Genomic DNA, 12,704 nt, shown 5'->3' on the forward strand with positions numbered 1-12,704 from the left:
ACAGAATAAGTAGGTGAAAAAATGAATAACGAATTAATGCCTAACTTTTTGAAAAATAGGGCGTACCTTACGCCGGACCGGGTTGCTGTTTATTTTAATAAGAGAACAATATCGTTTAAAGAATTATATGAGAACACCTATCAAACAGCTGGTCAGCTCCAAAAGTTAGGATTGAAAAAGGATCAATATATAGGTGTATTACTTAAAAATCATCTTGATACTGTTGTGATTTTATTTGCACTACAGCTATTAGGTATCACGGCGGTTATTTTAAATAATCGCTTAACGTCAAAAGAGTTAGTTTGGCAGTTACATGACTCAAAGGCAGTTTCGTTGATTATTGAAAATGACTTTCATGAAATAAAGCAAAAAGTAGAGGTTCCAGTCATTACAAAAGATGAATTGTTTGCAGTAACTCCTAATGATCCTACAATACAGGAAGAAATTAATTTGGGAGATATTTGTACGGTCATGTATACATCAGGTACAACAGGAAATCCGAAGGGTGTTATTCAAACATACGGAAACCATTGGTGGAGCGCAGTCGGATCCGCGTTAAATTTAGGATATACCGAGACTGACCGCTGGCTTTGCAGTGTGCCAATTTTTCATATAAGCGGCTATTCCATTTTAATGAAAAGTGTGATCTATGGGATGCCCGTTATTCTTCATGAAACATTTGATGCTGACAAAATAATAGAGGATATAGAGGAGAAACAAGTTACCATCATGTCAGTGGTAGGAACCATGCTTTTTAGAATGGTTGAAACTTTGAATGAAGCTCGGCTTCCGAAGCACTTCCGCTGTGCACTATTAGGAGGCGGTCCAGCACCTTTACCGTTGCTAGAGGCGTGTAAGGCAAAAGAAATTCCAGTTTTTCAATCCTATGGCATGACCGAGACGGCTTCACAGTTCGTCACACTATCTCCGGAGTACAGCATCTCAAAACTTGGTTCAGCAGGTAAGCCGTTATTCCCTTCCCAACTAAAGATTATTTTGGAGGATGGGAAAGCAGCTCCGCCAAAACAAGCAGGAGAAATTATTGTAAAAGGTCCGAATGTGACAATGGGTTATTTATATCGCCCAGAGATAAATAAGGAAAAATTTAACGAAGGTTGGTTTCATACAGGAGATATTGGTTATTTGGATGAAGAAGGATTTTTATATGTACTTGATAGACGCTCTGATCTCATTATTTCAGGTGGCGAAAACATATATCCTGCGGAAATTGAATCGGTACTCTTATCACATCCCGATGTAGCTGATGCTGGAGTCACTGGCTTTGACGATGAAATATGGGGGCAGGTTCCGGCGGCGTTTATTGTAAGAAAAGAAGGGGCAAATGTAACAAAGGAAGAACTCGAACAATTATGTTTAGAAAACTTGGCGAAATACAAAGTACCGAAAACGTTCCATTTTACCGAAAAGCTTCCTAGGAACGCTGCTAAAAAACTGCTGCGCAGGAAGCTGTGTGAATTGGTTTAGAAGGGTGGAAAGAGTGAATGAACATTGCACATATCAAACTTAATGTGATAAGTATGCCATTGAAATCACCTTTTCACACACATTTAGGTACTGTTACAGAACGTGAAGGAATAATCATAGAGGTAATTGATTCTGATGGAGTTTCAGGGTACGGGGAGGGAGTGGCCTTTTCAACACCCTGGTATACAGAAGAAACGGTTAAAACCAGTTTACATCTGTTAGAAGATATATTAATCCCTTTGCTTAGGAATAACCCAATAACACATCCTGAAGAGGCTGCCATTTTATTTAATTCAATTAGAAGAAACAATATGGCAAAGGCTGGGCTAGAAATGGCTATTTGGGATTTGCATGCAAAGAGGAATTCAGTATCCCTATCTGCCAGTATCGGGGGCAGCAGGAGAAAAGTTGCTTCTGGTGTCGTGGTTGCAGCAAATTCTCTAAGCAGTTCTCTTAAACAAATTGAAAAATACCTAGAAGAAGGATACCAGCGAATTAAAGTTAAAATTAATCCTCAACAGGATTATTCTTTGCTGGACGGTATACGTCGCCATTATCCAGAACTTCCAATAATGGCTGATGCCAATTCTGCTTACACATTGAAAGACACTGAGAGATTAAAGGCACTTGATGACTTTAATCTCCTAATGATTGAACAGCCGCTGGCAAGCGACGATATCATTCAGCATTCATTGCTACAAAAAGAGTTAAAGACCCCAATCTGTTTAGATGAGAGTATTGTGAGCTTTGTTGATGTTAAAAATGCGATTGACTTAGGAAGCTGTAAAATAATAAATATTAAAGCAGGAAGAGTTGGCGGGCTCTATGAAGCAAAAAGGATTCATGATTATTGCCTTGAGAAGAAAATAGCAGTATGGTGCGGGGGAATGATTGAATTTGGGATATCCCGTGCGCATAATATTGCGCTCGCTTCGCTTCCTGGCTTTACAATCCCCGGTGATATTTCTGCTTCCAATCGATTTTGGGAAGAAGATATCATAACACCTGAAGTAAAGGTTGAAAATGGATTAGTGACCGTACCAGATACTCCAGGTATTGGGTTTGGCATTAATAAAAAAAGGCTCAAAGAAACCACACTGCTAGAGAAATCATTTAAATTCGAAAAAAAATAAACCAGACAATAATATCTGGTTTATTTTTTAATTTATATATCGGAAGGTTCAAATGTTTTACAATCGGTTTCTTGAACGTTATCAGCTGTTTTCCCTTTATGACTGACAACATAAATACTTTCAGCACTGCATTTATTTCCCTTTGCCCAATAAGAGCAGTTGTTAACTTCACATAAAACGTCTTGAGCCATTTTGTATCACTCCTTAGAATCATTTGTAATACATAAATAGCCTTTGATTTTTTACCTCTACTCATCCCTGTAAGTAAAAGGGAATGAAAGAACTAGTTTAAGGCTTTCTTTAGTGATTCTAAGTTCTGCTCCATTAGAGAAAAATATGTTTCTTTATCCTTAATGTTTTCCTTTGTTAAAACCCCTAAATTATGGACAGGTAAAGCTCTCGCTCCAATTTCCTCCTGAACAATCTCCGCCAATTTTGATTGGACGTTTTGTTCAAAAAGGATATAATGCAGACCTTGCTTGTCGGCGAGTGTAATAATATCTTCTAGTTCTCGCTGTGTTGGTTCATTGGTTGTGGATAAACCAGAAATACTAATTTGTTCGATGCCGTATCTTTGCTCCCAATAACTAAAAGCGGCATGCGTCACAAGGATGTTTCTATGTTTTGCAGCTTCAATGGTACTTTCAAATTCCGAATTTAATTGATCTAATTCATTTGCAAGCTGCTGATAATTTTCATCGAAGATTTCTTTATTTTTGGGCATTTTTTCAACTAAAGAATCTCTTATTACAGCAGCCATTTCCTTTGAATAGATGGGGTCAAGCCATACATGGGGATTAAAATCTCCATGGCCCTCATCTTCATGATCAGCATCTTCCTCATGGTCTTCAGCAGGTTCTAAAATTAAATCCTCGGCTACTGGTATCATTGAGACGGTTTCATTTTTTAAGGATTCCTTTGCTTTTTCCACAAAGCCTTCTAAACCTAAACCGATATAGAAAAATAAGTCTGAATCAGCCAATTTAATCATATCCTTTTGGGATGGTTCAAAGGTATGCTCATCTGCTCCTGGTGGATATATTGTATTAATAGAAACGAATTTACCTCCGATACGCTCCGTAAAATATTGTAGCGGGAATACAGTAGTATAAATGGTGATTTTGTCTTTTTCCTTTTGTGTTACATCTTTTTCGGCACTACAGGCTGTCATTAACAGTAATAAAATGACTATTGGATAAAAGAAAATTTTTTTCATAGTTGCTCCTTTAAGAGAGAATAAACCGGAGTTATTACGATTTATAGTCGAAAAATTTTTAGGATGGGTATATTTAAAAATGTATAATACGGAACGATTCCGATTTCCTTATGTATCTTACAAAAAAAATACCATAATTGCAAGCATAAAGTTGATACATCATTTAGTATTTATGTATGCTTATAGTAATCAAAAAAAAGGTGGGATAATGATGTCATTATTAAATGAAATACTTGATTATAATCAAAGCTTTGTTGAAAGTCGTGAATATGAGAAATATGAAACCACAAAATTTCCGAATAAAAAAACGGTCATTTTAACTTGTATGGATACAAGATTATTGGAATTATTGCCAAAGGCTTTGAACTTAAATAATGGGGATGTAAAGACCATTAAAAATGCTGGGGCCCTGGTATCTCATCCATTCGGAAGTATTATGAGAAGTATTCTTATTGCTGTATATCAGCTTCAAGCAGAAGAAGTCCTAGTCATTGCTCACCACGATTGTGGGATGAGTGGTTTAAAAGCTGAACCAGTAATAGATAGTATGTTAAGCCGCGGGGTAAAAGATGAAACCATTGATACGCTTACCTATTCAGGTATCAATATAAAAAAATGGCTTCATGGATTTGATAATGTTACCGAAAGTGTCGAACATAGCGTAGAGGTAATTAAAAATCATCCATTAATGCCTGAAGGTGTTCCAGTGCATGGGTTAGTCATTGACCCAAAAACAGGAAAATTAGACCTTATTGTTGATGGGTACCAAAGTTAAATTTCCTTTTTTTCTGGCACCGGGTCAATTCCACCTGGATGAAAGGGATGACATTTAAGAATTCTCTTTAATGTAAGCCAGCCGCCCTTTAACGCTCCAAACCGCTGAACGGCTTCTAATCCATAATGTGAACAGGTAGGGTAAAAACGACAGCTAGGTGGTTTAATCGGGGAAATGGCAACTTGGTAAAAACGTATGATGGAAATAAAAACTTTTTTTAACATAGGGTCACTCCCTTTATCTGTTTACTAAAAGATATCATATAAAAGAAATAACGTCTAAATTGTTAAATGGAACAATGTTGATGAAAAAACTCGGAATTTATAGTAAGATACTATTATAGATAGTAATAAGGAGTGGGGAAAATGCCTTCAGTAGAGAGCTTTGATTTAGATCATAATGCCGTTAAAGCACCTTATGTTAGACATTGTGGTGTCCATAAGGTAGGAAGCGACGGAATTGTTAATAAATATGATATCCGTTTTTGTCAACCGAATAAACAGGCTATGAAGCCAGATGTTATTCATACACTAGAACATCTCCTTGCCTTTAATCTTCGGGCACATGTAGAAAAATATCATCATTTCGATATTATTGATATTTCTCCTATGGGCTGTCAAACTGGATATTATTTAGTTGTCAGTGGTGAGCCGACAGTCGAAGAAATCATTGATCTCCTTGAAGATACCATGAAGACTGCAGTTGAAATAATGGAGATTCCTGCAGCAAACGAAAGACAATGCGGACAAGCGAAGCTTCACGATTTAGAGGGGGCAAAACGCCTAATGCGTTTTTGGCTTGATCAAAGTAAAGAAGATTTAAAACAAGTTTTTGCGTAAACCAAAAAGTTGCAGCCCCTATGCGCTGCAGATAGATTTAAAGAAAATTCCTATTCTGTACGAATAGGAATTTTCTTTATGCCTTCTTTTCTTCTTCCTCTTTAATCTCGTTATTTACATATGGATTATCATCGAGTGGATCTACTGTATGTTTAAATGAATAAGCTTTTGACGTTGTAATGACAGCTAGCAATAGCACTACGATGATGATCACAATGCTTACCACAAATATCGTATACATGATTTCCCCCCCTTGTATTCTTATATTCTAGCATGGTTTTACACTTTTTTAACCAAAAAAGAAACTGCCTAGGGCAGTTCTCTTTACGGTAGTATGTAATAATCAATGGATATTCCTAGGATAATAAGTATGGGTGCGCTGTTGTCCGTACTCTTCTTGCGCAAATTTGCCTTTCAAGCTCTCAATTAAATAGAGCCCCATTAAATCATATAATTCTTGTTTATCCATCTCTTTAATTAAGTGGAGAAGATCCTCATGTGACATTTCTTCTAAGAAGGCGAATGCTAACATATCAATATCCTCTTCATCCCCTGTCAGCTTGTCGCGATACATTTGAAATAATTCATCGACTAACCTCATCTCGTACACCTCCAAAGAATTTTTTTAAATTTTTTTCCTTACTTATTCAATTCCCTTAATGATGAAAAATATCCTCTATCCTAGAAGCAAAAATCAATAAAAATGTTGTTAACCATTTTCTTAATATTATGACAATTATACATGATTCAGTTCTAAAAAAAACGTCGAAATTTGAAAAAGAATAAATTTTATTTGATTGTGGAAAATTTTAAATAATATAAGTAAGGGGATGACATAATGGATGAGCAAAAAAAGACCTATTATATAGACGTTGGTCATGGAGAAATCTCACAAAGTTCAACTGCTTCTACTTGGAGTTTTAAAATTCAAGCAAATGATGAGGAAATTATACAGTTAAGAGAGCTTTTTGATCAGAATTATTCAACGGAATGGAAAAACTTTTTTAGAGCTCATGTTCCATATGTTCAATATCATCATGACCGTGAAAACGACGCCTATGATAATACAATTGAGCAAGTATATGGGATGATTTACAACCTCGGGGATGAGGAAGCAAAAAGCCATATTGAGTCAATGAATATTTTGCCAAAACAAGGTTGAAAGAAGCGGAAAATCCATTCTATAGGGATTTTCCGCTTTTTTCGATTATAATGATTCCATAGGTAAAGCCAAGGGGAGAGTATAGATGCAGGAGTTTTATGATAAATTTGGGAACAAAGTGGAGCTAGCTTTTTCAAAAAACGCATTCGAAAAAAATGCAAAGCATGTGCTTGTCATTAGTCAGTACAAGGGTGCTTGGTATTTAACCAATCATAAGGTTCGAGGTCTAGAATTTCCAGGGGGCAAAGTGGAAGCAGAGGAGTCTCTAGAAGATGCTGCTCGCCGAGAGGTTTATGAGGAAACAGGTGCAACAGTGGACGAACTTTTACAGATAGCAGAATATAAAGTAACAGAAGGAAAAGATTCTTTTGTGAAGGCCGTTTTTTGGGGCAAAATAAAATCGATTAGTAAAACAAATAACTATTACGAGACGAATGGACCTGTTGTGGTGGAGGGAGATATTTTACAATTACGGTTTGGGGATGAGTACAGCTTTATAATGAAGGATGAAGTGATTCCTGCGTGTATAAATTATATTAAAAGTTCCAAATTGAAAAAGAATAGCGACAAATTTTTATAAGCCGCTATTCCTTGATAAGTTTTTTCTCTAACAGTTCAACCAGCTGATACATAATCGTGGCAACGACAGCAATCACCAGCAGTGACATAAAGACGAGTGTAAAATTAAATACTTGGAAGCCATAAATAATTAAATAGCCAAGTCCCCTAGAGGAAACTAAAAATTCACCAACAATGACACCTACCCATGATAATCCAACATTCACCTTCAAAGTTGAAATGATTGTTGGGAAACTCGCAGGCAGAATGGCTTCTTTAAAGCATTGAAAACGTGTTGCCCCGAAGGTTTGCAGCACTTTCATATAGTTAGGGTCCACTTCTTTAAAAGATGTATAGACGACAAGTGTAGTAATAATAACCGAGATAATGGCACCCATCGCAATGATTGAAGGATAACCAGGACCTAAGGCAACAATTAGAATCGGTCCTAAGGCTACCTTTGGCATAGCATTTAAGATTACCAGATAAGGATCAATAATTTTTGAAAACATTGGCGACCACCATAATAACGCTGCCAGTAGGGTACCAAGCAGGGTACCTAAAATAAAACCAAAAATAGTTTCGGTTAAGGTTACACCCAGATTGGATAGTAATGATCCATCCTGAAATTTTTCTAAAAATAAATTCCAAATCTTAGATGGAGAACTGAACAAAAGCGGGTCTATCCACCGCTGCTGACTGGATATTTCCCAGCCTGTAAAAAAGACTAAGAAGATAATCACCTGATGAAATCGAACCCATCTTTTTTCAATCGTAAGTGAATGTAAATAATTCTTATGGAGGAGGTTCACCTTATTCTTACCTAGACTCAAGTGACTCCAACTCCTTCCATATTGTTTGAAAGATACTAGAAAAAGTCTCGTGGTTCCTTGCGTTAAAAGGAGATAAAATTCTTAGTTCTTCTGGCATGTCAAATACCTTATGAACCCTGCCCGGGCTTGGTGAAAAGAGTACAACCCGGTCACTCATGGCAATGGCTTCCCCAATATCATGTGTAACAAGGATGGCTGTTTTTCCAAATGCGTCCAGTGTATTCGATACTAGGTCCTCGAGCTTTAATTTAGTTTGATAATCTAAAGCAGAAAAGGGTTCATCGAGCATGAGCAGTTTAGGTTCGGTTGCCAATGTTCTTACAAGAGCAGCACGCTGCCTCATCCCGCCTGAGAGCTGTTTCGGAAGCTGCTTCTCAATCCCGCTTAAACCCATTTGCTTTAAAAGGTCTATAGCCGCTAACTTGGATTTATCGTTCAATTGTTGCGATAACTTTAAACCAAGGAGAATATTTTCTTCAATCGTTTTCCATGGGAAAAGATAATCCTGCTGAAGCATATAACCGATTTGATTTTTTAATCCTGAAGTTGGTTTGTTTTCAAGTAAAATAGTCCCTTCGGTAGGCTTGATTAGCCCGGCAATAATCGAAAGCAATGTTGTCTTGCCACAGCCGCTAGGGCCGAGGAAGGAAACAAATTCTCCTTCCTCAACATGCAAGGTAATCTCGGAGAGGGCCGTGGTGGCAGAGGCTTTAGTGAAATAAGTGTGATGAACATCCTTAATGGCTAAAAAACTCATTAAGCCGGCCTCCCTTTTTATTTATTCGTCTTTTACTTTTTCAGCTATCTCAGTATTAACCAGTGTTTTGTGATCGACCACTTCTGGAAGTTCACCAGCTTCGTCCATGATATCCTGAAGATTGTTCCATTCTTCTTTATCGAGGATTGGGTCAGTAGCGAAGGAGCCTTGCTCTTTATAGCGGTCTACTACTGTACTAATAAGTTCAAGGTCTGTATCAGGGAAATAGGATTGAATAGCCTCTGCAACTTCATCAGAGCTGTGTGTTTCTACCCATTGCTGTGCTTTGTAAATGGCTCTTGTGAATTTTTCTACGATATCTTTGTTTTCTTTCATGTAGCTGTCTTTAGTCATGAAGGTTGTATAAGGGACATGCCCTGATTCTGTTCCAAAGGAAGCCACAATATGACCTTTACCTTCAAGCTCAAAGATACTTGCTTGCGGTTCGAATAATTGTACGAAATCGCCCGTGCCAGAAGCAAAAGCGCTTGGAATATTTGCGAAATCTATATTTTGAATGAGATTTAAATCCTGATGTGGATCAATACCATGCTGCTTAAGAACAAACTCACCAACCATCTGCGGCATACCGCCCGTACGCTGACCTAAGAATGTAGATCCTTTTAATAAATCCCATGAGAAATTATCAATTTTTTCTCTGGATACAAGGAAAGTACCATCTGTTTGTGTTAATTGTGCAAAGTTAATGACGGGATCATTTGAATCCTGGGCGTACACATAAATTGATGTCTCAGAGCCTACGAGGGCGATGTCGGCACCACCTGATAACAAAGCAGTCATGGTTTTATCACCGCCAAAGGCTGTTGATAGCTCAACATCTAAACCTTCTTCTTCGAAAAATCCTTTAGCAATGGCAACATATTCAGGAGCATAGAAGATGGAACGGGTAACTTCCACTAATCGGACCTTTTCGATTTTCTCTGAATCGGTTTTGTCGGTTCCGTTACAAGCGGCAATGGAGAACATGAGAATCATAATGAGAAGCGATGAAAAACTGAATTTAAACCATTTTTTCACACTAAAACCCCCTTCAAGTAGAGCAAAGTCTGGGCTATTGGCCTACCATATCGTATGATAAAGTAATAAATGTGTGAATGCCCAGTTACATAAATTTAATTAAGATTAAAATGGAAGGGTGAAAAGTCAGGTGAACCAACAAAATGAAAAAATCATCGAGGCGTATCGTTTCCCTTCACCCAATCCTACTGTGGAATTATGGGAAATAACCTATCTATCTAATGGATTGAGAGTAAAAGGGATGCTTGCACAACCAAAGATAAAAGGAAGCTATGACGGCTTTTTATACTTGCGCGGAGGCATTAAGAATGTTGGAAAAGTCAGACCTGCAAGAATTGCACAATTTGCCTCTGAAGGATTCATCGTATTTGCTCCCTATTATCGTGGGAACCAAGGTGGGGAGGGGAATGAAGATTTTGCTGGAGAGGATAGGCAGGACGCATTTACAGCCTTTGAGCTTCTAAAAACAATACCTGCCGTGAGAGATATCCATGTATTTGGTTTTTCCCGTGGTGGTGTAATGGCATTAATGACAGGAATTGAATTTCCTGAGGCAGCCTCTATTGTGACTTGGGGCGGAGTAAGTGACATGTTTTTAACATACGAAGAAAGAAAAGACTTGCGAAAGATGCTAAAGAGAGTAATTGGCGGTACTCCGGGGAAATATCCAGAAAGATATGAGGAACGAACCCCTCTTTATGAGCTTGAAAGGATTACAGCGCCTGTTCTCATCATCCACGGGGTAAATGATGAAAATGTATCCGTGGAGCATGGCTACAGACTTGAACGCAGACTTAGGTTATTAGATAAGCAGGTGGAATCCTGGTATTTTGATGAGTATACCCACTACTTTCCGCCTGCAGTAAACAGAAAAATCGTCAAGGATTTAACCCAGTGGATGAAAAAACAAATCAAAAGATGATAAAATAATAGTAAGTCCAAAAGCAAGGAGCGGATACATATGGGTATGCCCTTTGAGTTAAATACATTAATTGTAACAAAAGGCAGAGAGAAAAGAGTAGAAGAAAACCTTTTTCAATTAGAAAAAGAAGGCTATAGGCTTTATCCGATTGATATTCCAATTGATGTTCGGAAAACACTAGAAAGCGATACGAGCGGAACAGCTGTGATTAAAAAAGTAGAATGGCAAAACAGCAGCACGTTGATAACATACCAATTAATTTCACTAAATTCCACCAATTAATAAAAGCCCTTATCGATAAACGATAAGGGCTTTCACTTTAAGAGATGGGACCGCCTTTTTCTTCTATTTCTGCAGAGACTTTCGTGAATTTCTTAAAGTTTTCACGGAATTTTGCTGCCAATTCTTTCGCTTTCATTTCATATGCCTGTGAGTCTGCCCATGTTTTGCTTGGCTGCAAGACCTCATCAGGAACACCAGCAATGTGGAGCGGAATATTTAGACCGAAAATATCGTCTCTAACTGTTTCAACTTGGTTTAGTTCCCCTTCAAGTGCAGCCTGGACCATCGCCCGTGTGTAGGATAACTTCATGCGTCTGCCGACCCCGTATTCTCCACCTGTCCACCCAGTATTCACTAAAAAGACATTGGCATTATGCTCAAGAATTTTTTCGCCTAGCATTTCGGCATAACGTGTTGCAGGCAAGGGAAGAAATGGTGCACCAAAGCAGGTTGAGAAGGTTGCCTCCGGTGCTGTAACGCCACGCTCAGTTCCAGCTAGTTTTGATGTATACCCACTTAAGAAATGATGCATGGCTTGTTCTTTTGTTAACTTTGAGATTGGAGGTAATACACCAAATGCATCGGCTGTTAAAAAGACAATGGTATTCGGGTGGCCTGCTATGCTTGGCTTCACAATATTATCAATCGCTTCAATCGGATAGGCCGCCCGTGTATTTTCAGTTAGTGATGCATCGTCATAGTCTGCAATTCTAGTTTCAGAATTAAGCACAACATTTTCAAGTACAGAACCAAAACGGATGGCATCGAAGATTTGTGGTTCTTTTTCACGAGATAAATTAATGGTTTTTGCATAGCATCCACCTTCAATATTGAAGACTCCGTTAGACGACCAGCCATGCTCATCATCACCAATTAAGCGACGTTTAGGGTCTGCAGATAAAGTGGTCTTACCTGTCCCAGAAAGACCAAAGAACAGAGCAACATCTCCTTCAACACCAATGTTGGAAGAACAATGCATGGAGAAAATATTATTTTCAGGTAAAAGGTAATTCATAATTGAAAAGATTGACTTTTTCATTTCACCTGCGTATTCTGTTCCGCCAATTAATATGGTTCGTTTTTCAAAAGAGATGATAATAAAGGTTTCAGAGTTTGTTCCATCTACTAAAGGATTCGCTTTGAAGTTTGGAGCAGAAATCACGTTAAAACCTGCTTTATGTGTCAGTAATTCTTCATCATTTGGACGAATAAAAAGTTGATGTGCGAATAAATTATGCCATGCGTATTCATTCACAACTTGAATCGGCAATTGTGTTTTTTTATCTGCCCCTGCAAACCCTTTAAACACAAATATTTCGTCTTTTTCTTTTAAGTAGTCAAGAACTTTATGATAGAGGTTGTTAAAGACATCTTCTGAAATGGGCTGGTTTAATTTACCCCAATCGATTTTATCCTTAATTGATTCTTCCATGACAATAAATTTGTCTTGTGGAGATCTTCCTGTGTATTTACCTGTTGATACACTAATAGCACCAGTAGAGGTTAATTTTCCTTCATTCCTTGATAAAACTTTTTCCACTAATTGCGGTACGGACAATTGAATGTGAACATTATTTTCTTCTAACAATTGACTTAATTCATTTGGGACATGTACGGAATTCATCAGAGAAAACCCTTCCTTTATTGTTTTTTAATATTCAATATATTTACGAATAGTATAACACATTCAATTGAATAGTCTAT

At 37.7% G+C, this 12,704-nt stretch carries 17 protein-coding genes; 8 read left to right on the top strand and 9 right to left on the bottom strand.

All coding sequences use genetic code 11. The features are described from left to right. Nucleotides 1–21 precede the first annotated feature (21 nt). Complete coding sequence (locus tag M3189_RS12055) at nt 22–1,485, top strand: o-succinylbenzoate--CoA ligase (protein ID WP_251634294.1); 1,464 nt, start codon at nt 22–24, stop codon at nt 1,483–1,485. A gap of 17 nt (nt 1,486–1,502) precedes the next feature. Further along, a complete protein-coding gene (gene menC, locus M3189_RS12060) occupies nt 1,503–2,618 on the top strand; it encodes an o-succinylbenzoate synthase (protein WP_251634295.1) in 1,116 nt (371 codons plus the stop codon). A 32-nt stretch (nt 2,619–2,650) separates the two neighbouring features. Here the strand turns inward: menC and M3189_RS12065 are convergent, their stop codons facing one another. After that, a complete protein-coding gene (locus M3189_RS12065; protein WP_251634296.1) occupies nt 2,651–2,809 on the bottom strand; it encodes a DUF1540 domain-containing protein in 159 nt (52 codons plus the stop codon). Between the two features lie 92 nt (nt 2,810–2,901). Further along, on the bottom strand, nt 2,902–3,834 hold the full coding sequence (locus M3189_RS12070) for a metal ABC transporter solute-binding protein, Zn/Mn family (RefSeq protein WP_251634297.1): 933 nt from the start codon (nt 3,832–3,834) through the stop codon (nt 2,902–2,904). Nucleotides 3,835–4,045: 211 nt separating this feature from the next. Here M3189_RS12070 and M3189_RS12075 point away from each other — a divergent pair, with 211 nt between their 5' ends. Continuing rightward, nucleotides 4,046–4,609, top strand: a complete 564-nt coding sequence (locus M3189_RS12075) for a beta-class carbonic anhydrase (RefSeq protein ID WP_251634298.1) — start codon at nt 4,046–4,048, stop codon at nt 4,607–4,609. Here the strand turns inward: M3189_RS12075 and yidD are convergent. Then, complete coding sequence (yidD, locus tag M3189_RS12080; RefSeq protein WP_251634299.1) at nt 4,606–4,833, bottom strand: membrane protein insertion efficiency factor YidD; 228 nt, start codon at nt 4,831–4,833, stop codon at nt 4,606–4,608. The two genes, M3189_RS12075 and yidD, sit on opposite strands and share 4 nt — an antisense overlap. A 141-nt stretch (nt 4,834–4,974) precedes the next feature. On the opposite strand from yidD, the gene M3189_RS12085 reads away from it, so the two are divergent. Continuing rightward, a complete protein-coding gene (locus M3189_RS12085; RefSeq protein WP_251634300.1) occupies nt 4,975–5,448 on the top strand; it encodes an S-ribosylhomocysteine lyase in 474 nt (157 codons plus the stop codon). A gap of 76 nt (nt 5,449–5,524) precedes the next feature. On the opposite strand, the gene ytzI is transcribed toward M3189_RS12085, so the two are convergent. Continuing rightward, the gene (ytzI, locus tag M3189_RS12090; RefSeq protein ID WP_251634301.1) at nt 5,525–5,689 is read right to left on the bottom strand and encodes a YtzI protein; all 165 of its coding nucleotides are present in this window, start codon (nt 5,687–5,689) and stop codon (nt 5,525–5,527) included. Nucleotides 5,690–5,791: 102 nt separating this feature from the next. Beyond that, on the bottom strand, nt 5,792–6,049 hold the full coding sequence (locus tag M3189_RS12095) for a DUF6154 family protein (protein WP_179160128.1): 258 nt from the start codon (nt 6,047–6,049) through the stop codon (nt 5,792–5,794). 237 nt (nt 6,050–6,286) lie between these two features. Here M3189_RS12095 and M3189_RS12100 point away from each other — a divergent pair, with 237 nt between their 5' ends. Next, nucleotides 6,287–6,610 carry a hydrolase gene (locus tag M3189_RS12100; RefSeq protein ID WP_251634302.1) on the top strand — a complete coding sequence of 108 codons (324 nt, stop codon included), beginning with the start codon at nt 6,287–6,289 and terminating at the stop codon, nt 6,608–6,610. Nucleotides 6,611–6,695: 85 nt separating this feature from the next. Further along, a complete protein-coding gene (gene ytkD, locus M3189_RS12105; RefSeq protein ID WP_251634304.1) occupies nt 6,696–7,190 on the top strand; it encodes an RNA deprotection pyrophosphohydrolase in 495 nt (164 codons plus the stop codon). A 4-nt stretch (nt 7,191–7,194) separates the two neighbouring features. On the opposite strand, the gene M3189_RS12110 is transcribed toward ytkD, so the two are convergent. The 3 genes from M3189_RS12110 to M3189_RS12120 are packed head-to-tail and all read right to left on the bottom strand — an operon-like array spanning nt 7,195 to nt 9,796. Then, on the bottom strand, nt 7,195–8,001 hold the full coding sequence (locus M3189_RS12110; protein WP_251634305.1) for an ABC transporter permease: 807 nt from the start codon (nt 7,999–8,001) through the stop codon (nt 7,195–7,197). Further along, on the bottom strand, nt 7,988–8,758 hold the full coding sequence (locus M3189_RS12115) for an ABC transporter ATP-binding protein (protein WP_251634307.1): 771 nt from the start codon (nt 8,756–8,758) through the stop codon (nt 7,988–7,990). The genes M3189_RS12110 and M3189_RS12115 overlap by 14 nt, the downstream gene beginning before the upstream one ends. Before the next feature lie 21 nt (nt 8,759–8,779). Further along, nucleotides 8,780–9,796, bottom strand: a complete 1,017-nt coding sequence (locus M3189_RS12120) for an ABC transporter substrate-binding protein (protein WP_251634308.1) — start codon at nt 9,794–9,796, stop codon at nt 8,780–8,782. Between the two features lie 130 nt (nt 9,797–9,926). Here M3189_RS12120 and M3189_RS12125 point away from each other — a divergent pair, with 130 nt between their 5' ends. Together M3189_RS12125 and M3189_RS12130 are read left to right on the top strand one after the other, a co-directional pair. After that, entirely contained in the window at nt 9,927–10,718 is a 792-nt protein-coding gene (locus tag M3189_RS12125) for an alpha/beta hydrolase family protein (RefSeq protein WP_251634310.1), read from the top strand. A 39-nt stretch (nt 10,719–10,757) separates the two neighbouring features. Beyond that, nucleotides 10,758–11,000: a DUF2584 domain-containing protein gene (locus tag M3189_RS12130; protein WP_251634312.1), complete on the top strand. Its 243-nt coding sequence runs from the start codon at nt 10,758–10,760 to the stop codon at nt 10,998–11,000. 37 nt (nt 11,001–11,037) lie between these two features. Here the strand turns inward: M3189_RS12130 and pckA are convergent, their stop codons facing one another. Continuing rightward, nucleotides 11,038–12,624, bottom strand: a complete 1,587-nt coding sequence (gene pckA / locus M3189_RS12135; RefSeq protein ID WP_251634314.1) for a phosphoenolpyruvate carboxykinase (ATP) — start codon at nt 12,622–12,624, stop codon at nt 11,038–11,040. Nucleotides 12,625–12,704: the final 80 nt, after the last annotated feature.

The sequence above is a fragment of the Neobacillus niacini genome, from assembly GCF_023715415.1.
GTDB lineage: Bacteria > Bacillota > Bacilli > Bacillales > Cytobacillaceae > Neobacillus > Neobacillus niacini_C.